This is a genomic window from Streptomyces sp. NPDC001889, from assembly GCF_053594535.1.
The window spans coordinates 77,129-101,105 of record NZ_JBSFER010000018.1; the positions used below are offsets into that span (position 1 = coordinate 77,129).

Consider the following 23,977-nt stretch of genomic DNA (forward strand, 5'->3'; position numbering starts at 1 on the left):
GCCACGGCAGCGCGGCTCCGGGATCGGACCGGGTCAGGGGGCGCCGGTGGCGGCGACCGTCACCCGGGTCTGTTCCCGCAGTCTGCCGACCAGCTCCGGCTCCACACCGTCGTCCACGACGAGGTGGCCGACCTCGCCCACCGGTGCCAGGCGGTGCAGCGCGGTGCGCGCGAGTTTGCTGTGGTCCATGAGCATGACGCGCGCGGCGGACGACTTCAGCATCGCCCGCTTGACCAGCACCACGTCCTGCTCCTGGTGGTACGCCATCCTGGAGTCCAGCGCGGAGGTCGACACCGCGACGAGGTCGACGGAGAGCGCCTCGATGGCCTCGACACAGGGCACACCGAGGAAGGAGTCATGGGTGCGGGAGTACTCACCGCCCAGGGCGATCAGCCGGATGCCCTCCCGTTCGGTGAAGACATCGACCACCCGCCGGGCGTTGGTGACCACCGTGAGGGGCGCCTTGTCGACGAGGAGCAGCGCCATGGCCAGGACGGAGGTGGAGTCGTCCAGCATCACCGACATACCGGGCTCCACCAGCGCGGCGGCGGTGCGGGCTATCGCGCTCTTCTCCGCGGTGTTGACCCCGAGCCGGTAGTCGAGGCTGGACTCGAACACCGTGGACGGCAGCGCCGACGCACCGCCGCGGAAGCGCCGCAGCACTCCTCGGCGCTCCAGGTCGTCCAGGTCGCGGTGGACGGTCATCAGGCTGACGCCCGTGAGCTGTGCCAGATCCGCTCCGGTGACCGTGCCGTGCTCGACCACGTGGTCGGCGATGCGCCGTCGGCGCGCGTCGCCGGATGTTCTCTTCATGGGCCTCAGCCTCACGCATCGCGGGTTGACGGTGGGGTGGACGCGGGCGGAACGGGCCGGATCACCGGCCGGGCGCGTTCAGGGGAGCGCCCGGGAAGCGCCACTTCACGTTCGCGCCGTTGAATCTAACAAACTTTCCACAGCCCGAACCCCTGCCGTCCGGCCCGAACCGGCCCCCGCCGCCCGGCACATGGCCCGCCGCGCGAGGCGTCCATCATGAAGTCGGACAGACGCATTGACAGTATTAAAGAAATCGATGTTAAGTGTATCGCGCGGAATCAGGCCGAAGGTCTACCGAGCGGTATCCGGGCATCTCGACTGGTGGCAGCCACTCCACCGGCCAACTGCCGGGTGTCGCGGGCGGAATTCCAAGGAGATCCCAGTGAAGCACTCCTCTCTCAGAACGCTTGCTGCGGCGTTATCCGTCACAGCCGTACTCGCGTCCACCGCGGCCTGCTCGGCGGACAACTCGACCAGGGGTTCGGGAAACGACACCGCGAAGATCGCATTCCTGATGCCCGATCTCGCGTCGACCCGGTACGAGCTGTACGACGCCCCGCTTTTCAAGGCCAGGATGAAAGAACTCTGCGGTGGCTGCGCCGTCCTCTACCAGAACGCCGGCGGTGACGCCGCCAAGCAGCAGCAACAGACGAACTCGGCCCTGGCCCAGGGGGCCAAGGTGATCGTGATCGACCCGGTGGACTCCGCGGCGGCGGCCACCACGGTCCGTACCGCCCAGGCGCGCGACGTTCCGGTGATCGCCTACGACCGTCCGATACCCGCGGCCAGGGCCGACTTCTATGTCTCCTTCGACAACGAGAAGATCGGCGCCATGATCGGCCAGTCCCTGGTCGATCATCTGAGGAAGACCTCAGCCAAGGGCGGCATTCTCCAGGTCAACGGCTCTCCCACCGACGCGGCCGCCGGTCTGATCAAGAAAGGCATTCACCGGGCCGTCGACCCCAGCGGATTCGATCTCCTCGCCGAGTACGACACCCCGGCGTGGGAACCGAGCAAGGCACAGGACTGGGTCAGCGGGCAGATCAGGAAATTCCCCGGGCGGATCGCCGGTGTGGTCGCGGCCAATGACGGCACCGGCGGCGGCTCCATCGCCGCTTTCCGCGCCGCCGGCGCGAAAGTGCCGCCCGTGACCGGAAACGACGCGGAAGCCGCCGCCGCGCAGCGGATCGTGAGCGGCGATCAGTACAACACCATCTCCAAACCCATCAGAACCGTCGCCCGGTCGGCGGCGAACGCGGCGTTCGCCCTCCTGGAGGGCGAGAAGCCGAAGGCGAACGCCACCCTCTTCGATACCCCGTCGGAGCTGTTCACCCCGACGGTGGTCACCCGGGAGAACATCGCCGATGTGCTGGTGGGCTCCGGAAAGCCGCTCACCGTCGCCAATGTCTGCACCCGGACCTACGCGGCCGACTGCGCCGAACTCGGCATCGAGTAACCCGGCCGGGCGGGCGGCCCGCCCCTGCGCTCCGCGCGGTACGAGACTCCCTTCCCTGCCTCGGAGGTTCGCCTTGCCCTCCCCTCCGCCGTTCCCGCCGCCCCAGCAGGGGCGGGGTTCCCCCCTGCTCTCCCTGCGCGGCATCAGCAAGTCCTTCGGAGCGGTCGCCGCGCTCACCGATGTCTCTCTCGATGTCGCGGCCGGACAGGTCGTCGCCCTCGTCGGGGACAACGGCGCGGGGAAGTCCACGCTGGTGAAGGTGCTCTCCGGCGTCCACCCGCCGGATTCCGGCACCATCGGGTTCGGCGCGCGGACCGTGGCCATCCCCTCGCCGGCCTCGGCCCAGCAGCTCGGCATCGCGACGGTCTTCCAGGACCTCGCCCTCTGCGAGAACCTGAATGTGGTGGAGAACCTCTACCTCGGCCGGGAACTGCGCGCGCTGCGCCTCGACGACGTGGCGATGGAGGTCAACGCGCGGGCGCTGCTCCAGGAGCTGTCGGCGAGAATCCCCTCCGTGCGGGTGCCGGTGGCGGCCCTGTCCGGGGGCCAGCGCCAGACGGTGGCGATCGCGCGGTCGCTGCTCGGCGACCCCAAGGTGATCATTCTCGACGAGCCCACGGCGGCGCTGGGAGTGGCGCAGACCGCCGAGGTGCTCAATCTGATCGAGCGGCTCAGGGAGCGGGGGCTCGGCGTCATCATGGTCAGTCACAGCATGGCCGATGTGAAGGCCGTCGCCGACACCGTGACCGTGCTCCGGCTCGGCCGCAACAACGGCGTGTTCGACGGCTCCGACGCGACGGCCTCGGATCTGGTGGCCGCGATCACCGGCGCGTCGGACAACGTCGTCAGCCGGCGCGCCGGCCGGGACACCCGCCCCGGCACGACCGGTCCACCGCACGGCGGCGGTGCGGTGCCCGGCGGAACCGGGCACGCCGAAGCGGCGGCCGATCCGGACGGGAGCCCCCGGTCATGACGCGTACGGCCGGGGACAGGGAGCGGGACCGCAGGAGGGCCGGGGCGGCGGGGCCCGGGGAGCCGGTGCGGGAGTCGGTGCTCCCCCCGGGGCCGCGGGGCGCGCTCAGCGCGGTCACGGACCGGCTGCGCGGCGGCGATCTGGGGATCGCCCCCGTGCTCGCGGGGCTGATCGTGATCTGGACCGTGATGCAGATCCTCAACCCGATCTTCCTGTCGAGCGCCAACCTCACCAATCTGGCCCTGGAGAGCGTTCCGGTCGGAGTGATCGCCCTCGGCGTGGTCTGTGTGCTCCTCGTCGGGCAGATCGATCTCTCCGTGGGTTCGATCAGCGGGCTCAGCGCCGCGGTCCTCGCCGTGCTCCTGGTCGACCGGGGGCTCCCGGCCTGGGTCGCGGTCCTGGCGGCGGTGCTCATCGCCGTGGCGATCGGCTGGTTCTACGCCCAGGTCCACAACCGGCTGGGGGTGCCCAGCTTTGTGACCACCCTCGCCGGGCTCCTCGGCTTCCTCGGGCTCCAGTTGTGGGTCCTCGGGGCCAAGGGCTCGATCAACCTCCCCTTCGACTCGGGCCTGGTGACCTTCGCCCAGCTCTCCTTCGTCCCGCCCTGGCTGGCCTACACCCTGGTCGCCCTGGGGGCGCTCGCGCTGTACGCGACGGGCCACACGCGGGCGGGCGAGCGGCGGCGCGCCGGGCTGCCCGCCGTGTCGCGGCGCATGCTGGTGCTGCGGAGTCTGGGGCTGCTCGCGGGCCTCGGCACGGCGGTCTGGTATCTCAACCGCGACCGGGGCGTGGGATGGATGTTCGTGCTCTTCCTGGCCCTGGTGCTCGCGCTGCACTACGTCCTGGCGCGGACCCGGTTCGGCAAGGCGATGTACGCGGTGGGGGGCAACGCCGAGGCGGCCCGGCGGGCGGGCATCGACGTCACAGCGGTGCTGACGGCCGCGTTCGTGCTGTGCGCCACCCTCGCCGCCCTCGGCGGAATCCTGGCCGCCGCACGGCTCGCCGCCGCCAATCAGAGCAGTGGCGGCGGCGATGTGAACCTCAACGCCATCGCGGCGGCGGTCATCGGCGGTACGAGCCTCTTCGGCGGCCGGGGCAGCGCGTTCGCGGCGCTCCTCGGTGTCCTGGTGATTCAGTCGATCTCCAGCGGGCTCACCCTGCTGAACCTGGACTCCGCCTACCGTTTCATGGTGACCGGAGCGGTGCTGCTGCTGGCGGTGGCCCTGGACTCGGTGGCTCGGCGCTCGCGGGTCGCCCATGGACGGGCCTGACCCCTTCCGCCCGGCCTCCGGGTACGAACGGCGCGGACCGTGCTGAAAACGCGGGCCGTGCCGTGGCCGGCGAGGGGACGGCCGGGGCGGAGTGGCCGGCGCGGGCGTACGCGGTGCCGGCCGGCCGGAGCGGCCGGACCCTCGCCCGGTTCGCGGTCGCCCGCCACGGCCCGGGGCGGTCGGTGACCTCGAACCCCCTCCCCCGCCGGCCGCCGCACCGGTGCGGGCAGGCACCGGTGCGGCGGCGGGACATGGGTCACGGACGGCGGGTCACGGCGCGTCCTTCACCGTGGCGGTGATCACCGGACCCTGGGGCTCCGGTTTGTCGCCGTGGACCATGAGCTGCATCCGCAGGGACTCCTCCGGTTCACTCACCCGGTCCCTGACGGTGGGAACGCTCACTTCCGCGCTCAGCTCTCCGGCGGGGATCGCGGGTGTCAGATGCGCCCGCAGCTCGGACAGGGGCCGCTCCGGGTTCCGCGGCTCCCAGAGGTTCTCCTCCAGCCACCGCCCGTCGACGTCCAGGGTGGAGAGCTCCGTCCCGTCGCCGGCCGGCAGGAAGGCGAATCCCGCCGCCCCGAACTCCGTCTCGGTGGGCGCGGACAGCGACACGCGCCAGGTCAGGCTTCCGCCCTCGGTGACGTGGTCGGTGACCGGTTTCACGGTGATCCGGGGCAACGGATCGTCGTCCTCCACGGTCGTCCCGCCGGAGTGGGACCCGACCACCGCACCGCGCACCGCCTTGACGTACAGGGTCTGTCCGGAGGCGTAGCCGTAGCGGGTGTCGCCCGTGACCCTCATGGCGGCCTTGACGGCACGGCCGCGCTCGCCGACCGTCACCGTGGAGACGGCGGTGTCGTCCGCGCGCGGCCGGGAGGCGAACGCCCGGACCTGGCCGGTGCCCCTCCCGGAGACCCGTACGGGGACATGGTGGACCCGGACGCCCGAGTTCCCCTCCTTGACCGTCAGCCGTCCGACGTCCACGCGCGGCATGTCCACCGTCCGCACCGCCGGTGTGCCGGGGCGCCAGCCCCACGCGTCCATCAGCCAGGCCTGCCCGGAGGTGGTGCGCGGGATCAGCTCCACCGCCTTCACCTGCTTGAGGTTCAGTCCGGCCCTGACGGCGGCGGCCAGCGGCACACGGACCTCACGGGCCCAGTGGGAGGCGGTCCGCCCGGTGCCCGGCAGTCCGTCGGCCCGGACCCGGCCGAGCGTGGCGCGGCGGCCCGAGGCGTCGGTGAGGGCGATGTCCAGCCGGGTGCCGGTGGTGTTGGGCGGCACGATCACCCGCAGGGCCAGCGCCTCGGCGCCCGAGACGGAGAACGGCCGGGCGGGAGTGACCCGTACCGGTGCACCGGCCTCCGACCAGCGCATCGCGACCGCGTGGCGGCCGGGCTCGGGGTAGGCGTCCCAGCCGGCGAAGTGCGGTGATCTGCCGTCCCACCGGGAGGGCAGGCACGCCTGCCGGGGCTTGTCGGTCACCTGCTCGCACAGCCGGCCGCCGGTCACGGAGACCGAGGTGCCGGGCAGCAGGGCCGGGGTGCGGTTGCCGCCGACGGCGTGGCTGAGCACCCGCGCGGGGCCGGCCGAGGGGGCGCGCCGGTCCGAGCCGTCCAGCAGGGGGCGCACCCGGTCGTCGCCCGCGACGAAGAGCCGGGCCGCCGCGGCTATGTAGGTGGAGCCCGCGGTCTGCTGCTGCCGCGCGGTCAGCCGGGTGCCGGTGCCGGGTGCGCACACCGCGTCGGGGTTCTCGTCGTCGGGCCAGAAGTCGTCATCGGCGGGCGCCTCGGCCTGTCCCGGTGTCCACTCGCTGTTGAAGAAGTTGTGGTTGGCACCGACCATGTAGACCGCGCTGTTCAGGGCGGTGCCGCTGCCCAGGCCACGGCTGTTGTCGAGATACATCTCGCCCTGGAGGTCGGAGACGTCTCCGTCGCAGCCGGGCAGGATGGTCATCGACGGTGTGTCGGGGGCGGGGTTGTGCCCGAAGATCGTGGGACCCACGAGGACGGTGCCGCGGATGCGCCAGCGCACCGCTCCCCGGTAGCCGTCCTGGGCGGCGGGTGGCCGGAAACGGCTGTCGAGCGCGGCGCGGTTGACACCCTCGCCGCCCCGGGAGTGACCGACCAGCAGCACCCGGGACAGGTCGGCCGCGGCCGCCGCCGCGCGCACCTCCGCCGGCGCCCCGGCCGGATCGGCGGCCCACTCGGCCCACCGGGCGAGATGGAGCCGGACCAGGGACGAACGGGCCTGTGCGCCGCCGTCCTCCGCGCCCTCGTCCTGGGCGTTTATCCCGTTGGCGGCTATGGACACCGTCACATGGCCCTGGGAGGCGAGGAGCTTCTGGTCGTGCAGATAGCCGCGGTGGCTCGGGACCGGCCGGGTTCCCTTCTCACAGGGCCAGGCGGAGCCCTCGTTGCCCCGGGCGCTGAAGCAGGTGTAGTGACGGCCGTGCAGGAACAGCGCCAGCGGGCGGGGTCCCGGCGCGCCGGCCGGTGCCACCACCACCCCCCGCATCTCCACCGGCGCGGGGTAGCCGGGCAGGCGTACCGCGTCGAGGGTGTACTCACCGCTGACGGTGCGGTACTTGCCCGGGACACCGGGGTCGACCTGGTTCACGGGCAGCGGGGCCGCCGGCTTCACCGGGGCCGCGGGGAGCCGGGCGTCCGGGGCGGAAGCGGCCCCGGGGCCGTCGAGGCGGCGCCCGCCGGCCATCACGCGGAGCTCGTCCGGCTCCCCGGGGGACGCGCCGTCGAGCCGCAGCCGGAAGGTGCGCCGGTCCTCGTCCGCCACCGGGCGGCCGATGAGCCGCTGTCCGGTGTGGAACTCGACCCGGGCGTCGCCCATGGGCACCGGTTCGGCGGCGACCCAGACCAACTGCTTCCCGGCCCCCGCACCGGTGAGCTGCCACCCGGCCGGAAGTCCGCTGCCACCGGGGCCATCGGGTGCGGGCGGCCGGGTGCCGGCGGACGGCCCGGCGGGCAGCGCCCCCGGCGACGCGTGCGCCGGCTCCGCCGACCCCACTGCCAGCGCGAGGACCACCGTGGCGGCGGTCACCATGCGCGAGACACGGATCAAGGCTGCTCTCCTTGTCATCAGCTTGCTCAGGCATCCCGGGAATCCCGGATTGCTCCCCTGTTCCAGGGAGATGCCCGCTGATGGCCCAGGGTTGCCTCGGGCCGTGAACCGGGGGTGCGCGCGGCGCCGGCACGGCTCCGCCGGGCGCTGCCCGGTGCCGTGCGCTCACCGGCGGGGGCCGGGCCGTGCGCCTGCCCGCCGGATCAGTGCCGGAGCAGATAGCCCGTCAGCCGGGAGCGGGCGGCCGACTCGGTCAGCCCGAGCGCCGTTCCCACCGCGTCCCACGGCACCTCGTCCACCTCGGTGTTGCGGGCGGCGCTCCGGCCGGCACGCCAGGTGGTGCGCTCCAGCGCGGCCACGGCCCGCAGCGCGGCGAGCGGTTCCTCCTCGGCCAGGGAGGCGAGGTGCCCGTCCACGCGTTCCAGCAGGCCCGCCAGTTCGGCGGGCAGGGGCACCGAGCGGGCCTCGACCTCGCCGATGTGGCGGTCCCAGTCGTGCCGGGGCCCGGAGGTGCCGAACAGATGGGGGCGGTCCTCGATCGTGTGGGACCAGTCGATGGGATAGCGGCCGGTGCCGCGCCAGCCGCACGAGCACGAACCCCGGACCTCGGCCGCCCGGGGCGTGCCCCGTGTGCCGTCGTACGCCCACCACTCACGGGTGCTGTGGACGGTGGAGCCGCTCCCGGTGTCCAGGTACACCGGATCGGGCTCACTGCCGTCGGCCAGGAGCGCCCCCGCGCTGCCCTCGTGGGACGTCCCGAACTCGTCGGTCTGCCACGTCATGTCTCCTCCTTCGTGTCGACGGTCCGAGGATGCCCGAGCCGGCGGGCCGGTGACCGGGGAACGGGAGATCCGTCCTCCGGCCGGGTGCCTCGGAGCCTCTTCGACAGAGTGGGAGCGGGGGCAGGGGTGGACGGATGTACGGGAAGGGGCGGAACGGGGGTTGGGCGGGGCGAATCGCCCGGGGGTCAAGGGCGCGTACCCCGGTCCGGCCCGGTCCGGCCCGGTCCGGTGATCAGCCGCCGGTACGGGAGGAGGGCCTCGGCGCGCTGCGGCGCACCGCACGGGCGCCCGGGGGGCGGCGCGAGAGCGGGGCGCGGGGGGAGGGTCCGGTCCGTCCGGCGGGCGGCGGGTGCTCCGGGCTCCGGAGTGCTTCCGGATGTCGGGGCGGACCGCCCGGACCCGGTACCGACAGCTGGCGGGCCGCTTCCCGGCGGCACTCACCACAGCCGCGCCGGTCACGGCCCGTCTCCGCACCCGGGCCGGTGGTCGCGGTGGAACACCGGCCCCGGACGGCGGGTCAGACGGGGTCGCGGTGGTACTGCCCCGCCTTGAAGTCCGCGAAGAGGGTGTACTCGACGGTCGCGGGCGAACCGGCCCGCCCGGCGGAGTCCTTCTCCACCGGTTCGAGATTCACGAGGGCGTACTCGCTGTAGCCGTCGAAGTCGCCGGGGTCGTCGGCGACTCCGATGTGGAGGGGGGTGTCGTCCGGCAGGGCCGCGAGGGCCTCCCGGAGCCGCGCCGCAGTCCACACCGCCGGGGCGTGGTCGAAAGTGTCAGCCATGGCCCGAGGCTATCCACACCCCCGGCGCGGAGGACGGTTCCCGCGCCGGGCCGCGCGGACAATCCGCGATCTCACCTCACCGGCCCTGTGCGGCCCCGCCCTTCCGGGAGGCCCAGCGGCCGGGCGCCGAACGGGTGCCGGGCGGGCATCGGCCACGACTTCCTGTCCCCGTCGCCGGCCGCGCGGCCGATCCCCCGCTACCGCCCGGCGGGCACAGCGGTCGGCGCGGGCTCCGAGTGGACGGCGGCACCCACCGGGACGCGCCCGCCCACGGCCTCGATCACCGCGGCGGTGCCGGCGGGACCGAACCCTCCGTACACCTCGATCAGCTGCACCTCCGCCGCCAGTTCCGCCGCCACTGCGGCGCCCGCCGCCGGGTCGGGGACGGCGACGAAGAGCGCGCGGGAGGAGCCGTCCGGGCGCTCCAGCCGGTCCGCGGCGGGGTCGGCGCCCTCCTGGAGGTAGAGGAACAGGGTCGTCAGCGCCTCACCGGCGGTGGCGCGCTCCTTGAAGCGGGCCGCATCGATCAGCGACTCGAAGCCGAAGGCCACCGTGCCCACGCGCGCCCGGCCCCGCACGGCCGCCCCGACCCGCGCCGCCCAGGGGAACCCCGTCGCCCCGCACAGCTCGATCGTCTCCACGCCGCCCTCCACCAGGGCGACCGCGGTCTCCACCGCGGCGTCCTCCGTCGGTACGGCCCGGATGACCGTCCCCCCGCCCTCGGGCCCGGTCCGTACCGGCCCGTCGGGCTCCGCCACGTACAGGATCGCCCTGTCACCGGCCATGACTCCCACCACCCTCCAGTCCCGCCCATGTCCTTCCCTCCCGGCCAACGCCCTGGCCCCGGACCGTGTTCCCGGCGGCGGGCACTCCACCGGCGTACCGACGGGCCGGTGGCACGGGCGGCGGTGGCGGCTCGTCGAAGAGGCCGCCGAAAGGGCCCGTCAACGGGGCCATGAGACGCGCCCGCGGCCTCGACAGCCGCTCGATGCGCTCGTCCGGTCGCCGATCCGCCGCCGCGCCGGCCGCGCGAGGACCCGGTGGGGCCGTCGCCCGGGCCGGCCGGTGCGGGATCGAGGACCCTGGGCGGAGCCGGCCGATGTCCTCGGGGGCACGGGTCCGGTGGCCGGACGGGGCGCGCCCCGGTGAGAGGAGGCCCCGCTCCTCGGAACCCGGAGTCCGCGCCGGACGCAAGCCGCCGTGCCGGCCCCGTGGAGCGGTACTGCCGGGCGGTCCAAGGCCGAGCGGTCCACTGCCGGGCGGTTTTCGGCCGAAGTCGCGGCACACCCCTTGTACTCATTGACAGTTGACCGATGGATTCATAGCTTCTTGGATCGTAGAGATTACCAACGATTGAGATTACTGATCATCCGAACAACGGGGGAACGATGTCGGAACGAACGAACCGGACGGCACGCCGGGCGGAACCACCCGGCGCCGTCGGCGCGGGGCGGGGATGGACACTGGCCGTGGTGTGTGTGGCCACGTTCATGCTGCTGCTCGACCTGACCGTGGTGAACGTCGCGCTCCCGGACATCCGGGAGACCTTCGATGCCGACTTCACCTCCCTCCAGTGGGTGCTCGACGCCTATGCGCTGGGGCTCGCCGCGGTGCTGCTGACGGCCGGTTCGCTGGCGGACCGGCTGGGGCGCAAGCGGGTGTTCAACGTCGGCTTCGTCGTCTTCCTGCTCGCCTCGCTCGCCTGCGGGCTCGCTCCGGACACCACCTCCCTCTCCGTCGCCCGCGGCCTCCAGGGCCTCGGCGGCGCCGTGCTCTTCGCCATCGGCCCGGCGCTGATCGGACAGGAGTACCAGGGCAGGGACCGGGGCAGGGCCTTCGGGATCTTCGGCGGAGTGGTCGGCCTCTCCATCGCCTTCGGGCCGCTGATCGGCGGCGCCCTCACCGACGGGATCAACTGGCGCTGGATCTTCCTGGTCAATGTTCCGGTCGGGCTGGCGGCACTGGCCATCAGCGCCCTCCGGATGCGCGAGTCCCGCGCGGAGTCGGCGCCCGGGGTCGACTGGTGGGGCCTGGTCCTCTTCTCCAGCGCGCTGACCCTGCTGGTCCTCGGACTGCTGCGGGGCGAGGCCGACGGCTGGGGCAGCGCGCCGATCGTCTCCCTGTTCCTGGTGTCCGTCGTGCTGTTCGGGGTGTTCTGCGCCGTCGAGCGCCGGCTCGGCGACCGGGCCATGCTCGATCTCTCGCTCTTCCGGAACGTCACGTTCAACGGGCTGTCGGTGGTGACCCTGCTCTGTGCCGCCGCCACCATGTCGGCGCTCTTCCTGCTGGTCTCGTATGTGCAGAACATGCTGGCCTTCTCCCCGTGGGAGACGGGGCTGCGCTTCCTGCCGCTCACCCTGACGCTGTTCCTCGCGGCCGCCGTCGCCGGATCGCTGACGACCCGGGTGCCGCAGCGGCTGCTGGTGGGAACCTCGCTCGCGCTCATCTCGGCCGGGCTGACCCTCGTCGCGCTCACCGGCCCGGACACCACCTGGACCGCGCTGCTGCCCGCCATGGTCGGCATCGGCCTGGGCATGGGGCTGTTCAACCCCCCGCGCGCCTCCCTCTCCATCGCGGTGGCGGAGCCGTCCAAGGCGGGCATGGCCTCGGGTATCAGCGAGACCTTCCAGCAGGTGGGCGTCGCCGTCGGTATCGCGGGGTTCGGGGCGGTCTTCCAGAGCCGGGTGACCCGTCTGTTCACCGAGTCCGAGGCGGGGCGCCAACTGGGGCCCAACGCTGAGGAGTTCGGCGAGGCGGTCGCGGCGGGCGGTGCGGCCGAGGCCGTCGGCCGGGCACCGGAAGGGCTGGCCGCCGCCCTCGACGCGGCGGCGCGCACCGCCTTCGTGGACGGTCTGACGGATGTCATGATCATGTGCGCGGCCGTCTCCGCGGTCGGCGCGGTGGTGGGGTACGCCTTCATCCGCGGCCGGGACCTCCATGAGAGCGCCCGCACGGCCGCACCGCACGGCGGGGAGCCGCCCGCGCGCACCGCCGCCGGCCCGGCCCCCGGCGGCGACGGGAGCGCCGAGCAGATCCCGGCCGCCGTCTCCCCCTGAACAGCGGGCGCCCCCAGGGGGGCGTCCGCGACGGCGCGGTGACCCGGCCTCGGGGACGGGTCACCGCGCCGGTACCCTCGAAAAGCCGACGAACGGCGCACGGGACGCCCGGTATCGCCCGCGGGAGCGGCATCCCGGGCCCTGTCACCTCAGCGACAACGGGAGTGGCCAGGATGACACAGGCGATGCCCACCCCGGCGGAGCCCGCCGGACTCGACTTCCCCCTCGTCCGCAGGACCGGCTATCTGCTGCACAAGGCCGGCACGCTCCTGATGGAGGACGCGGAACAGGCCCTCGCCGCGCAGGGGATGCGCATGCGGTACTTCTATGTGCTCGCGGCCCTGGAGAGCGGGCTGAGCCTCTCCCAGCAGGATCTCAGCAGACTGCTGAACCTGGACCCCACGACGATGGTCGCGCTGATCGACGAGATGGAGGGCGCGGGCCATGTGGAGCGCCGCCGCAACCCCTCGGACCGCCGCCGGTACATCCTGAGCCTGACCGGCGGCGGGCGCGAGGCCCTGGAGCGGGCCGGGCGCGCCGTCGACGAGGTCGAGCGCGACTTCCTCGCCGGTGTGCCCGAGGCCGACCGCGAGCGGCTGCGCGCGGTTCTCGGCGAGCTGCTCGCCGACCGCTGGCCGCGTGTGATCTCCTGCGAATGATCCCGCTCCGCATCGACGGATTCCGGCTTTCCGTTCCCAGGATTCCGGAATCCGTCAATTCCACTTACGGATTTCCGGGACCGTGCCCCTTGTGGAAGCCATCACACATTCCCGTATTTCCCGGTCATCCGATGACCGCGCGTGTTACTTTCTCTCCTGTAAGGTGCCGCCCGCTGAAGCGCGGCACCGACAGGCGGACCACGGTCTGCTACACGGGGGAAGGATCACGGGGGAATGAATGGCAATAATTTGTTCTACGGATCTCTGGACAGTTGCCTCGGCCCGGGAACGACACGGTTTTTCGGCAGCGGCTACAAACGGGTCGTCCAGAATCTGAGCGCGATCATCAGCGACGGTTCCGCGGAGCCCGGCGCGCTGATCACCGCACGCGGCACCCTGACCTATCCGCGGGACTGGTCCCGCAAGTCGGGCGCGGGGGAACTGCGCCCGCACCTCAGCAGCATCGACGCCCTGGTGCTGGCCGCGACCCTGGCCGAGGTCCAGGTGAACCGGGCCTTCGGCCTGACGGCCGGCGAAGCGCGCCGCACCTGGCTGCGGCAGGCGGATGTGCGCGCCGGAAGCAGTCCGCACGAGGACCTGGACGACTTCCCGGTGGAGGGCAGACTTCTGTCCGTCGACGGCCCCACCGGGGCCCGGTCCGCCCGGTCCAGCACCTTCGACTGCCGCATCGGCGGGCTGCGGGTGCGCGTCACCCTGGCGCACGAGGCCGGTTCCGGCCGGGTGACCGGCCCCGCCGCGTACACCGACACGGCCTCCGCCCTCGGCCCGCCCGGGGCCCGGCACTACGGCGAGGGGTACAAGAACCGCGATCAGCACGCGGACCGCGTCCATGTCGACCTCGACCGGAACCGGGTCCGGGGGCGCCAGCGGGTGGTCGCGCCCGGGGAGACGGACGGGGAGAACCTCGGCGCCGAGACGGCCTACGGCCCCTCGGTCTCGCTGATCGACGCCCTCGTGGGAGTGGCCCAGCTCGCCCAGGTTCTGCTGTACGCGCAGGACGGGCTCAGCCGGGGCAGCAGCAACACGCTCTGGATGCGGCGGTTCGTCATCCGCACGGAGAACCCCGCACGGCCGCTGGGGCGCAGCTTCACCCCCACGGTGCACATCGCCAAGTCCCGGCTGATCGATCTCGCGGGAGAGAGCTGGCGCGCCGCCGAGCTGGCCGTCGACGATTTCTCGGGAATCAGGGGCCAGTGCTCTCTCGCGCACCGGCTGCCCGCCGCCGCCTGACCGCACGGCACACGCACCGGGTGACCGGATGATCTCTTTTTCCGGTCGCCCGCATTCTTCCACCACTACGCATTCCACGGGCGCACCATTCAGGTGTCCGCTCGCGCCGTTCACCGATCGCGCCGACCAGGGAAATGACATCCCACCGGGTAACCGACCATGCCCGAAAGCGTACGGAAGACGGCCAGGCAAACAACGGGGGAATCACTCATGCAATTTTCACCGACGCTCTACATCGGAGAAGTGCTGGTCGTTCTGGAGGGCCCGGCCCGGGTCCGCTGGCAGGGCCCCGGAACGGATCGCCGGACCCCTGTCGGGGTGTGGCCCGACGCGGGGCAGCTGGCGGCGGTGCGCGAGCACCTGGACAGCGAACGGCCACTGCTCGTCCTGCTGGACGAGGCCCGCAGCCGGGTGCCCGTGCTGCGCGAGGAGTGGCCTTCGGCGTCCTGCCGGCTGCTCCGGGAGCCGGGGGGCGACGACGAGGTGGCCGAGTTCCGGCTGCCGTTCCTCGACTGGCTCCCCGGCCGCGACCGGGAGCGGGCGGCCCGGTTCCTCGCGGAGAGCGACGAGACACTCTCCCGTACACCCGTGGCGCTGCTGCCGCCGCTGATGATCGAGGGGCGGCCCGACGGCGCTCCGCGCAATCCGCGTTTCGCCCGCCGGCTGCTGCCGGGAACCCTGACTCCCGCCCGGCTCACCGCGGCCGTCGACCATCTCCTGGCGGGCGAAGGGGCCGGGCGGGTCTGTGCCGCGGGGGCGGTGCGGTGATGGGCGCCCCCGGAGCGGCCGGGCGGGGTGCCCACCGCTCCCCGCCGAGCGGCGACGCGGGCGGCGCGCTCCGGGAGCCGGCCGGCGGGCCTCCGGACGGGCTGCTCCCCATACCCACCCTGGGCGAGCTGCGCTCGGTGATCGCCCGGGCCGCGTCCCTGAATCTGGCGCGCGCCACCCGGCGGGCCCTGGAGAGCCGCCCCGCGCGGGGCGCGGACGGCACCGCCGGGGGGAGGGACGGCTGATGGGGCGTTCGGTCCTGGTCACCGGCGGCAACCGCGGTATCGGGCTCGCGGTGGCACGCGCGCTGGCCGCCGGCGGCGACCGGGTGGCCGTCACCCACCGAGGCTCCGGACCCCCGGACGGCCTGTTCGGGGTGCACGCCGAGATGACGGACACCACAAGCGTCGACACCGCCTTCGCCAGGGTGGAGGCGGAGCACGGCCCGGTGGAGGTGCTGGTGGTCAACGCGGGCATCACCCGGGACACCCCGCTGCTCCGCATGGACGAGCGGGACTTCGCCGATGTCCTGGACGTCAATCTGTACGGGGCCTTCCGCACGGTCCGGCGCGCCGCGCGCTCCATGGTGCGCGCCCGCTGGGGCCGGATCGTGCTGATGTCCTCGATGACCTACGCCTACGGGGCGCCGGGGCAGGTCAACTACGGCGCCGCGAAGGCCGGACTGTTCGGTATGGCCCGCTCGCTGGCGTGGGAGCTGGGCCCGCGCGGCATCACGGTCAACCTGGTCGCGCCGGGGCTGATCGACACGGACATGAGCCGGGAGATCACCGGCCGCCGGCGCGAGCACCTGCTGCGCATCACCCCGCTGGGCCGGGCCGGGGACGTGGAGGACGTCGCCGCCGCCGTGCGCTATCTGACGGGCGAGTCGGGCCGGTTCGTCACCGGTGCCGTCCTCCCGGTCAGCGGCGGTCTGGGGCTGGGCGGATGAACCCCGCGCGGGCCACCGCCCCGCCCGGCCCGGCGGCGGGCGCGCCGCCCCGCACCCCGGCTCCGGCCGGTACGACGACGAGGGAAGGACACATCATGGGGGACACCGACGCGGCTCCGGCCGTACGCCCCGGACACCGGGGAGCCGCCGCCGAGGGGGAACGGGGCCTGCACCTCGCCATCTCCGGCACCTACTCCAGCGGCAAGAGCACCACGACCGAGGCGCTGTCACTGGCGACCGGCATCCCGCGCACCCACGCCATGACCTCCCGGGAGATCCTGCTGGAGCTGATCCCGGGCAAGCAGGTCCAGGAGCTGAACGCGTCGGAGCTGACGATGCTCGGGCTGCGGCGGCTGGAGGAGCGCATCCACCACGAGTCCGGCACCGGGGCGTTCCTGTCCGACGGTTCGGTGATCCATGAATGGATCTACGGGGAGGCGCGGATGCGGGTCGGCATCAATCCGGGGGCGAATCTTCTCCTCAGGACGGTGAAGAACATCGCCGGGCTCCCGGTGAAGCGGTTCTACCGCGACTACATGGACGCGTACGGCGCGGTCGTCAAGTCCCGCGCCCGGCGGATCTACGACGCCTACGTCCATCTGCCGGTGGAGTTCGGGCTGACGGCGGACGGTCACCGGCCGGTGTCGGAGGAGTTCCGGAGGCTGTCGGACGACCTGCTGATCGAAACCCTGGAGGAGTTGGGGATTCCGTACCACGTCGTCGGCGGGACCGTCCGGGAGCGGGTGGAGCGGATCGTGGAGATCTTCGGTCTGCCCCTGGTGATGCCGCTGGACGAGGCCATCGCCGCGGCTCACGACAGGGTCCGGAGCGCGATCGAGGTGCTGGAGGACGACGACCGGTTCCACGAGGCCCAGCGCACCAAGTCGCTGCGCCGGCGCGTCACGTACGCGATGCGCTTCTGACCCGCCCCGGGCGCCGCGCGGGCGGTGCGCGCGGCGCCCGGCCGGGCTCCGGGAGCGCGGTCAGCCCCCGTCCTCCTGGAGGACGCTGAGGACATTGCCCGCGGGGTCCCTGAACCAGGCGATGGCCGGGCCCCTCGGGTCCCTCGCGATGCCCTTCCCGTCCTGGGTGAAGCCCTCGTAGCGCTCGAACACGACTCCCCTGGAGACCAGTTGGTCCACGGCGGCCTCGATGTCGTCCACCGGGAAGTTGAGCAGGGTGAAGCCCGCCGGGGTGTGGTCGGGTTTGGGGTAGACGAGGACGGTGGTGCCGCCGCCGAGCGTCAGGGTGAGGAGCCCGTGCTCCTCGGAGACCTCCAGGCCGAGGGTCTCGCCGTAGAAGCGTCCGGCCGCCGGGATGTCGTCGACGGCGAATCCGCTGAATGCCCTGGTGTCCCGGAACATGTGCCGCACCTCCGCTTCCCGCGCCGGTCTCCCGGTCCGCCCGGCCCGCTCGCTCCCTCCCATCGTCCCTCCGGGCACGGCTCCGGGCGACTCGGGGAGCCCGCCGGCCGGCGGCGGTGCGGTGCATGATCGGCCTCTTGAGCTCCCGGGACCTCCCGGCTAGCATCGATCTTGTACCAGGACCCCGGCCCGGTGACCGAACACGCCCCCGTCCACGACCGTCAGGCGAGGAGTGCCGCGTATGAGGGGTCCCCTCCGGCCCCGTGCCGCCCTGCCCCGCCGTCCGGCCGGACCGGGCCGGGCGGGCGGTCGGTCCAGCAGCCGCCGTCCGCCGCCACCGGGGTCCGCCACCCGCGCGGCCCGCGTCGGAGCGGACCGGTCCGGGGCAGGCGACCATGCCACTCAACGGATGTACGGAAAGAGGCAGCGATGCTCGGTGAGACAGCGCGCAAGTGGCTGGAACGATGGGACGAGCAGCAGGAGCGCTACAGCCCCGACCGTGACGAGCGGTTCCGGGTGATCGTCGATGTGACCCGGTGGTCCCTGGAGGGGACCTCTCCCGAGCGGCCCCGGATCGTCGATCTGGGGTGCGGCACCGGCTCGCTCACCACCCGGCTCGCCCGCGCCCTGCCGCACGCCGATGTCGTGGGTGTCGACGGCGACCCGATGATGCTGGGGCTGGCCGAGGAGGCCGTCTCCGGCACCGGCGCGCGGGTGGTGCTCGACGACCTCAACTCCCCCGGCTGGGCGGAGCGGGCCGCCCCGGGCGCGCCCTGGCACGCGGCGGTCTCCTCGACGGCCCTGCACTGGCTGACCTCGGAGACGCTCGCCGAGGTGTACCGGGTGCTGGCCGGCAGACTGGCGCCGGGCGGGGTGTTCGTCGATGCCAACAACCGTGCGCCCGAGGGCTCGGAGACGGCGCGCACCCTGGCCCGCCACATACGCGACGCCCGGGCCGGCCGGGCGGGCAAGGCCGACCGGGAGGACTGGGCCTCCTGGTGGAAGGCGTTCCTGGCCGCCCCCGAACTGGCCGAACTCGCCGAGGCCCGCGCACGGACGGCGGTCGGACGGCACGCCTTCGCGCCGCCGCTGGATCTGACCACTCCGCAGCAGACGGAGATGCTGCTCGCGGCCGGGTTCAGCACCGTCACCACGGTCTGGCAGTGCGGTGACGACAGCGTTCTCGTCGCCGTGCGCTGACCCGGCCGGCGGCCGGGGCGGGGCGGACGGCGGAGACGGCGGGTGGCCGGCCGGGTGGCCGGACACCCGCCGGGCGCACCGGGCCCCGGGGCGGGTCAGCGCGGGCTCGGCTCCGGCTCCGGCAGCGGCTCCGTCCCGGGTCCGGTGCCGGGGTCGGGCCGGGCGGAGGGGCCCGCGTCCCTGGGGGCGATGAACGCGGTGGCCGCGAGCGCCAGCAGCAGGAGCCCGGCACAGACATGGCTGGAGAGGGCCAGGGCGCCGGTCATCGCCTCGCGCGCGACCCCCGCCGCCGCGGCCGTCCCCGGTTCCGCCGCGAGCGCGGGGATCACCGACCCGGCGCTCTCCGTCACCTCCGCGCCGAGCCGCTCGGCGTCCCGGTCCGTGAGACCGGTCCCGGCGATGCGGTCCTCCAGACCGGAGCCGAGCCTGCTGAAGAACAGTGTGGTGAGGACGGCGATACCGAGCGCGGCGCCCAGTTCACGGGCGGCGCTCTGGACCCCGGCGCCCGCGCCCGCGCTGTCGGCGGGCACATCCACCAGGACGACATTGGTGACCTGCGCGGTGGCGAATCCGACGCCGACGCCGTAGACGAAGAGCGCCAGGGCGATGGGCCACCAGGCGGTGTCGGTGTCGGCGACGAGTCCCAGCGCCACCAGGCCGGCGGCCTCCAGCAGCAGTCCGACCCGTACCAGGGCCGTCGCCGACGCGGTCATCGAGAAGCTGGCGCCGCTCGCGCAGAAACTGCCCGCCGCGAGGGCGACCAGGGCGAGTCCCGCCTCGAAGGCGCTGTAGTCCAGGGCGAACTGGAGCCAGAGCGGCATCACCGCGATGATGCCGAACTCGCCGAGGCCCACGATCAGGGTCACGGCGTTGCCGTTGCGGAACGAGGGGATGGCGAAGAGCCGGACGTCCATGAGGGGTTCGTCGTTCCGGCGCGCGAGTGCCGCCTGCCAGCGCCAGAACGCGCCGAGGGCGAGGGCGGAGAGGACGAACGCCACGAGGACGGGGGACGGGCCCGCGCTCCACGAGAGGCCCCCGAGGGTCAGCGGCTCGGTGGTGGTCAGCCAGCCGTGGGTGCGCCCCTCGATGAGGGCGAACGCCAGCAGGCCGAGGCCGGCCGCCGACAGGGCGCCGCCGATGCCGTCGATCCGTCCCTCGGTCCGCGGTGACGCGGGCAGATGGAGCAGGGCCGCGGCGGCGATCACGGCGACGAGCGGGATGTTGATGCCGAAGGCCCATCGCCAGGAGAAGTCCGCGAGCCAGCCGCCCAGCAGCGGCCCCACGGCCGCGGCGGCTCCGATGGTGGAGCCCCAGACGGCGAAGGCCTGGCCCCGCGCCCTCCCGGTGAAGGTCGCGTTCACCAGGGCCAGCGAGGCGGGCAGGATCATCGCGCCGCCGACGCCCTGGAGGAACCGCGAGAGGATCAGCGTCCCTCCGCCGGGCGCCAGTGCGGCGCCCACGCTCGTCAGGCCGAACACGCCGAGCCCGATGAGGAACATCCTGCGCGCGCCGTACAGGTCGGTCAGGCGCCCGGTGACCAGAAGCAGGGCGGCGAAGACGATCGCGTAGGACTCCTGTATCCACTGCGCCTCGACCGCGGTGATCGCGAGATCGTCGATGACCGGGGCGAGGATCACATTGACGATGGTGATGTCCACGACGATCAGTGCCACACCGAGGGACACGGCGACCAGGCCGAACCACTGGCGTGAGGTGGGGGATTCCGCTGGGCGGTGCACCATGACTCCACTCCGAGATACCTTTGCCATAAAGGCAATTACCTTTGCCGCAAAGCTAAACAGGTCGGGGTAGGTTGTCAAACGCAGTGGTGGAGCGCGGCAGTCGCGTGGAATCGGAAGGTGGAGCATGTCGATGGAGACGCCGGAGCCCGTCAGCCCGGAGGAGCAGTGGGACCGCCTCATGGACGGTCTGCGCGCGTTCGGCGCCAACTACACCGAGTTCACCCGGCGCTTCGCCGACTGGCTGGGACTGCACTCCACCGACGCCGCGGCCCTGACCGAGATCCTCTACGCCGAGGACCAGGGCACGCCCATGTCGCCCGCCCGGCTGAGCGAGCGCGTCTCCCTCTCGTCCGGGGCGACGACGATCCTGCTCAACCGGCTCGAACAGGCCGGGCACATCGTCCGCACCCGGGAACACACCGACCGCAGGGTGGTGACCCTCCGCAGCAGCCCCGCCATCCGGCCGCGCGCCGAGGAGTTCTTCGGCCCCTACGCCGCGCGCATGACCGCCGAGATGGCGCGGTACACGCCGGAGCGGCTCCAGCAGTTCGAGGACTTCGTCCGCCACCTCGGCCGGACCATGGACGGACTGCTCGCCGAGGAGTACCGGGAGAGCCGCCCGGGCACCCGTCGCGCACCGGACGGCGGCCGTCCCGGGACGTCCCCGCCGGGCCGGGCTCAGCGGTAGCTGTCGCGGCACATTCCCGTGACGGACGGGTCGGTGATCCCGGCGGAGCTGTCGCACAGGCTCTTCATGTCGTAGGTCTCGCGCGGCTCGGGCGGCCCCGGCACCGGGGGGACCGGCACGGGCGCGCGGGGCGGCAGATCCCGCGGATCCGGGGCCGGTGTCCGGGGCGGCCGCGGCAGCGGTACGGCGATGGTGGCGCGGGCGGCGGGCGCACCGCCCGGCCCCGGGCGCGCGGTGCCCCTCGGCGTCTGCCGCCCGCTCCCCTCCGCGCCGCGCCCCGGCCCCCGGCTGGCGAGCGCCGGTTCCTGACGGCCGGCCGGCCCGGCCGGAAGGGCCGTGCGGTCGTGGTCCGGGAGGCCGCTGGGGACACGCGGCCCCCTCAGGGGTTCGGCCGGCACCGACACACAGCCGGTCAGACCGAGGAGCGCGGAGAGGGTCAGGGCGAGAAGCGTGGTGCGCTGGTGCATCCGCCCATCGTGGCGCGGGGCCGGCCCCACGGGTCCGCGCACACGCCCGAAGCCACCGGCACGAGTGAAACGGCGGACGGACGCTGCCACGCGGGTCAGCGGTCCGGCCCGGATTCCCCCGTCTCCGCCTCGGTCTCCCTCTCCCCGCCGATCGCGTCGAGTTCCGCGACGGCGTCGGGCGGCAGATCGAGCCGGGCCGCGGCCACGTTCTCCCGGAGGTGGGCCACGGAGGAGGTGCCGGGGATGAGGACGATCGCCGGCGACCGCTGGAGCAGCCAGGCGAGGGCCACCTGCTGGGGGGAGGCGTCCAGCCGGGCCGCGACGCCGGTCAGGGTGCGGGACTGGAGCGGGGTGAAGCCGCCGAGCGGGAAGAAGGGGGCGAAGGCGATGTTCTCGGCCGCGCACCGGTCCACGAGCCGGTCGTCCCGCCGGTCGGCGAGGTTGTAGAGGTTCTGCACGGTGACGACGGGCGCGATGGCCCGCGCCTCGGTCACCTGGGCGGAGGAGACGGAGCTGAGTCCGAGGTGGCGGACGAGGCCCTGCTCCCGGAGCTCGGCCAGGGCGCCGAACTGCTCGGCGAGGCGCGGCTCGGGTGCGGGGCCCTCGGGGACGCCGAGGCGGAGATTGACCGCGTCAAGGGTGTCGAGGCCGAGGTGGTCCAGATTCTCCCGGACCTGGGCCCGGAGGTCGTCCGGTTCGCGCGACATGATCCACGAGCCGTCGGAGCCCCGGCGGGCGCCGACCTTGGTGACGATGCGGAGATCGGGCGGGTAGGGGTGCAGGGCCTCCCTGATGATCTCGTTCACCACGGTGGGGCCGTAGAAGTCGCTGGTGTCGATATGGGTGATCCCCAGGCCGACGGCCTCCCGCAGCACCGCGACGGCCTCCGCGCGGTCCCGGGGCGGACCGAGGACACCGGGGCCGGCGAGCCGCATCGCGCCGTAACCCATCCGGCTGAGGGTGAGGCCGGGTGCGGGGGTGAGCGTGCCGCCGGGAGCCGTGCTGGACATATCAGCCTCTCTCATCCTTTACCGGTGCGGTGACTCTATCCCGCGCGGCGCGGGAACAGACTTCCCGCGCCGCGCGCTGTGATGGGGTATGAGCCCAGGACACCGCATCACCATCGAACAGAGCAGCGCCCATGTGCGGGTCGTACGGAACGGCGACGTGCTCGCCGAGAGCCGGCGGCCCCTGGAGCTGCGCGAGACGGGCTGTCCGGTCCGGTACTACCTGCCGCCCGAGGACGTCAGGACCGAACTGCTGACCCGCTCCGACACCCACACCCACTGTCCCTTCAAGGGCGACGCCGACTACTGGTCGGCGGCCGGCGCCGACGATCTCGTGTGGGCCTATCCGGACCCGGAGCCGGGAGTGGCGGAGATCAAGGACCACTTCTGCTTCTACGACACCGAGGTGGTCTGACCCGTCCGGCGCACCGCCCCGCGATCCGGACACCGGGGCCGTCCGGCCCGTCCGGCGCCCCGGACACGGATTCACCCGACCCGCCCGGCGGTCCACCGCCGGGCGTTTTCCGTACCAGGATGCTAAGACCTTATTGAGCGCTTTGACATCGTTCATCCCTTTATCGGGGAGGCATCCTCATGAGCGGAACAGCCACCGCGGACACCGGGACCGGCACCGGCGCCGCCACCGATGTGGTGCACATCCTCTGGATCAACGCGGGCCTGAGCTGCGACGGCGACTCGGTCGCCCTGACCGCCGCCATGCAGCCCAGCATCGAGGAGATCGTGACCGGTGCGCTGCCCGGGCTGCCGAGGATCGCCGTGCACTGGCCGCTCATCGACTTCGAGTGCGGCCCGGTCCAGGGCGCGGACAACTTCGTCGAGTGGTTCTTCAAGGCGGACCGCGGCGAGCTGGACCCGTTCGTGCTGGTCGTGGAGGGGTCGATCCCCAATGAGCAGATCAAGGCGGAGGGGTACTGGTCGGGCTTCGGCGACGACCCCGAGACCGGCCAGCCCATCACCACCAGCGAGTGGCTGGACCGGCTCGCGCCCAAGGCCACCGGCATCGTCGCGATCGGCACCTGCGCCACCTACGGCGGCATCCACGCCATGGAGGGCAACCCGACCGGAGCGATGGGCGTTCCCGACTACCTCGGCTGGGACTGGACGTCCAAGGCCGGACTGCCGATCGTCTGTGTGCCCGGGTGCCCCATCCAGCCGGACAACTTCGCCGAGACCCTCACCTATCTGCTCTACCAGCTGGCCGGCTCCGCGCCCATGATTCCGCTGGACGACAAGCTCCGGCCCGCCTGGCTGTTCGGGGCGACCGTGCACGAGGGGTGCGACCGGGGCGGCTACTACGAGCAGGGCCAGTTCGCCTCCGACTACGGGACGCCCGAGTGCCTGGTGCGCCTCGGCTGCTGGGGCCCGGTCGTCAAGTGCAATGTCGCCAAGCGCGGCTGGATCAACGGCGTCGGCGGCTGCCCCAACGTCGGCGGCATCTGCATCGGCTGCACCATGCCCGGATTCCCCGACAAGTTCATGCCCTTCATGGACGCCCCGCCCGGATCGCACCTCTCCAGCGACGCCAGCTCCGCGTACGGCGCGGTGATCCGGCGGCTGCGCACCATCACGGCGAAGACCCTCGACAAGGAACCCAAGTGGCGCCGGACCGGCCGTCTGCTGACGACCGGGTACCGCTCGCGGAAGGGCACATGAG

Annotated in this window: 23 protein-coding genes; 14 read left to right on the forward strand and 9 right to left on the reverse strand. The window is 73.1% G+C overall.

The features are described 5' to 3' along the window. Positions 1 to 33: 33 nt before the first annotated feature. Positions 34 to 813 (reverse strand): DeoR/GlpR family DNA-binding transcription regulator, encoded by a 780-nt coding sequence (locus ACWCRA_RS21775; protein ID WP_351552075.1) that lies wholly within the window; start codon positions 811 to 813, stop codon positions 34 to 36. A gap of 514 nt (positions 814 to 1,327) precedes the next feature. Here ACWCRA_RS21775 and ACWCRA_RS21780 point away from each other — a divergent pair. The 3 genes from ACWCRA_RS21780 (at position 1,328) to ACWCRA_RS21790 (ending at position 4,513) form a co-directional block, all read left to right on the forward strand. After that, positions 1,328 to 2,269 (forward strand): substrate-binding domain-containing protein, encoded by a 942-nt coding sequence (locus ACWCRA_RS21780; RefSeq protein ID WP_451068363.1) that lies wholly within the window; start codon positions 1,328 to 1,330, stop codon positions 2,267 to 2,269. Between the two features lie 73 nt (positions 2,270 to 2,342). Next, positions 2,343 to 3,242: an ATP-binding cassette domain-containing protein gene (locus ACWCRA_RS21785; RefSeq protein ID WP_451068364.1), complete on the forward strand. Its 900-nt coding sequence runs from the start codon at positions 2,343 to 2,345 to the stop codon at positions 3,240 to 3,242. After that, positions 3,239 to 4,513 (forward strand): sugar ABC transporter permease, encoded by a 1,275-nt coding sequence (locus ACWCRA_RS21790; RefSeq protein ID WP_451068365.1) that lies wholly within the window; start codon positions 3,239 to 3,241, stop codon positions 4,511 to 4,513. Before ACWCRA_RS21785 ends, ACWCRA_RS21790 begins: the two co-directional genes overlap by 4 nt. A gap of 270 nt (positions 4,514 to 4,783) precedes the next feature. Here the strand turns inward: ACWCRA_RS21790 and ACWCRA_RS21795 are convergent, their stop codons facing one another. From ACWCRA_RS21795 to ACWCRA_RS21810, 4 genes are all read right to left on the reverse strand, one after another. Then, positions 4,784 to 7,588, reverse strand: a complete 2,805-nt coding sequence (locus tag ACWCRA_RS21795; protein WP_451068366.1) for a hypothetical protein — start codon at positions 7,586 to 7,588, stop codon at positions 4,784 to 4,786. A 203-nt stretch (positions 7,589 to 7,791) separates the two neighbouring features. Beyond that, positions 7,792 to 8,370, reverse strand: coding sequence for a hypothetical protein (locus ACWCRA_RS21800; RefSeq protein WP_351559686.1), 579 nt, complete (start codon positions 8,368 to 8,370; stop codon positions 7,792 to 7,794). Positions 8,371 to 8,887: 517 nt separating this feature from the next. Beyond that, complete coding sequence (locus tag ACWCRA_RS21805; protein ID WP_351559688.1) at positions 8,888 to 9,151, reverse strand: DUF6225 family protein; 264 nt, start codon at positions 9,149 to 9,151, stop codon at positions 8,888 to 8,890. A 197-nt stretch (positions 9,152 to 9,348) separates the two neighbouring features. Beyond that, the gene (locus ACWCRA_RS21810) at positions 9,349 to 9,936 is read right to left on the reverse strand and encodes a DUF6506 family protein (protein ID WP_351559690.1); all 588 of its coding nucleotides are present in this window, start codon (positions 9,934 to 9,936) and stop codon (positions 9,349 to 9,351) included. Positions 9,937 to 10,539: 603 nt separating this feature from the next. Between ACWCRA_RS21810 and ACWCRA_RS21815 the strand changes: the two genes are divergently transcribed. The 7 genes from ACWCRA_RS21815 to ACWCRA_RS21845 all read left to right on the forward strand — a co-directional run bounded on the left by ACWCRA_RS21815 (position 10,540) and on the right by ACWCRA_RS21845 (position 16,757). Further along, positions 10,540 to 12,207, forward strand: coding sequence for an MFS transporter (locus tag ACWCRA_RS21815; RefSeq protein WP_451068367.1), 1,668 nt, complete (start codon positions 10,540 to 10,542; stop codon positions 12,205 to 12,207). A 173-nt stretch (positions 12,208 to 12,380) separates the two neighbouring features. Then, on the forward strand, positions 12,381 to 12,866 hold the full coding sequence (locus ACWCRA_RS21820) for a MarR family winged helix-turn-helix transcriptional regulator (protein ID WP_451068368.1): 486 nt from the start codon (positions 12,381 to 12,383) through the stop codon (positions 12,864 to 12,866). A 234-nt stretch (positions 12,867 to 13,100) separates the two neighbouring features. Then, the gene (locus ACWCRA_RS21825) at positions 13,101 to 14,117 is read left to right on the forward strand and encodes an AvrD family protein (protein ID WP_451068369.1); all 1,017 of its coding nucleotides are present in this window, start codon (positions 13,101 to 13,103) and stop codon (positions 14,115 to 14,117) included. A gap of 210 nt (positions 14,118 to 14,327) precedes the next feature. Next, positions 14,328 to 14,885: a hypothetical protein gene (locus tag ACWCRA_RS21830; RefSeq protein WP_451068370.1), complete on the forward strand. Its 558-nt coding sequence runs from the start codon at positions 14,328 to 14,330 to the stop codon at positions 14,883 to 14,885. Continuing rightward, positions 14,885 to 15,130, forward strand: coding sequence for a hypothetical protein (locus ACWCRA_RS21835; protein WP_451068371.1), 246 nt, complete (start codon positions 14,885 to 14,887; stop codon positions 15,128 to 15,130). The genes ACWCRA_RS21830 and ACWCRA_RS21835 overlap by 1 nt, the downstream gene beginning before the upstream one ends. Beyond that, on the forward strand, positions 15,130 to 15,834 hold the full coding sequence (gene fabG / locus ACWCRA_RS21840; protein WP_451068372.1) for a 3-oxoacyl-ACP reductase FabG: 705 nt from the start codon (positions 15,130 to 15,132) through the stop codon (positions 15,832 to 15,834). Before ACWCRA_RS21835 ends, fabG begins: the two co-directional genes overlap by 1 nt. A 95-nt stretch (positions 15,835 to 15,929) precedes the next feature. Continuing rightward, entirely contained in the window at positions 15,930 to 16,757 is an 828-nt protein-coding gene (locus ACWCRA_RS21845) for an AAA family ATPase (protein ID WP_451068373.1), read from the forward strand. Between the two features lie 60 nt (positions 16,758 to 16,817). On the opposite strand, the gene ACWCRA_RS21850 is transcribed toward ACWCRA_RS21845, so the two are convergent. After that, on the reverse strand, positions 16,818 to 17,198 hold the full coding sequence (locus tag ACWCRA_RS21850) for a VOC family protein (protein WP_351553715.1): 381 nt from the start codon (positions 17,196 to 17,198) through the stop codon (positions 16,818 to 16,820). A gap of 429 nt (positions 17,199 to 17,627) precedes the next feature. Between ACWCRA_RS21850 and ACWCRA_RS21855 the strand changes: the two genes are divergently transcribed. Then, positions 17,628 to 18,398, forward strand: coding sequence for a class I SAM-dependent methyltransferase (locus ACWCRA_RS21855; protein ID WP_351553712.1), 771 nt, complete (start codon positions 17,628 to 17,630; stop codon positions 18,396 to 18,398). A 95-nt stretch (positions 18,399 to 18,493) separates the two neighbouring features. Here ACWCRA_RS21855 and ACWCRA_RS21860 read toward each other — a convergent pair whose 3' ends face one another. Further along, the gene (locus ACWCRA_RS21860) at positions 18,494 to 20,140 is read right to left on the reverse strand and encodes an MFS transporter (protein ID WP_451068374.1); all 1,647 of its coding nucleotides are present in this window, start codon (positions 20,138 to 20,140) and stop codon (positions 18,494 to 18,496) included. Between the two features lie 130 nt (positions 20,141 to 20,270). Here ACWCRA_RS21860 and ACWCRA_RS21865 point away from each other — a divergent pair, with 130 nt between their 5' ends. Then, positions 20,271 to 20,828, forward strand: coding sequence for a MarR family winged helix-turn-helix transcriptional regulator (locus ACWCRA_RS21865; protein ID WP_451068419.1), 558 nt, complete (start codon positions 20,271 to 20,273; stop codon positions 20,826 to 20,828). On the opposite strand, the gene ACWCRA_RS21870 is transcribed toward ACWCRA_RS21865, so the two are convergent. Further along, entirely contained in the window at positions 20,819 to 21,295 is a 477-nt protein-coding gene (locus ACWCRA_RS21870) for a hypothetical protein (protein WP_451068375.1), read from the reverse strand. The two genes, ACWCRA_RS21865 and ACWCRA_RS21870, sit on opposite strands and share 10 nt — an antisense overlap. 95 nt (positions 21,296 to 21,390) lie before the next feature. Further along, positions 21,391 to 22,305, reverse strand: coding sequence for an oxidoreductase (locus ACWCRA_RS21875; RefSeq protein ID WP_451068376.1), 915 nt, complete (start codon positions 22,303 to 22,305; stop codon positions 21,391 to 21,393). An 88-nt stretch (positions 22,306 to 22,393) separates the two neighbouring features. On the opposite strand from ACWCRA_RS21875, the gene ACWCRA_RS21880 reads away from it, so the two are divergent. Both ACWCRA_RS21880 and ACWCRA_RS21885 read left to right on the forward strand, forming a co-directional pair. Then, positions 22,394 to 22,717, forward strand: a complete 324-nt coding sequence (locus ACWCRA_RS21880) for a DUF427 domain-containing protein (RefSeq protein ID WP_351553697.1) — start codon at positions 22,394 to 22,396, stop codon at positions 22,715 to 22,717. Between the two features lie 179 nt (positions 22,718 to 22,896). Further along, the gene (locus ACWCRA_RS21885) at positions 22,897 to 23,976 is read left to right on the forward strand and encodes an NADH-quinone oxidoreductase subunit B family protein (protein ID WP_351553694.1); all 1,080 of its coding nucleotides are present in this window, start codon (positions 22,897 to 22,899) and stop codon (positions 23,974 to 23,976) included. The last annotated feature ends 1 nt before the right edge of the window (position 23,977 follow it).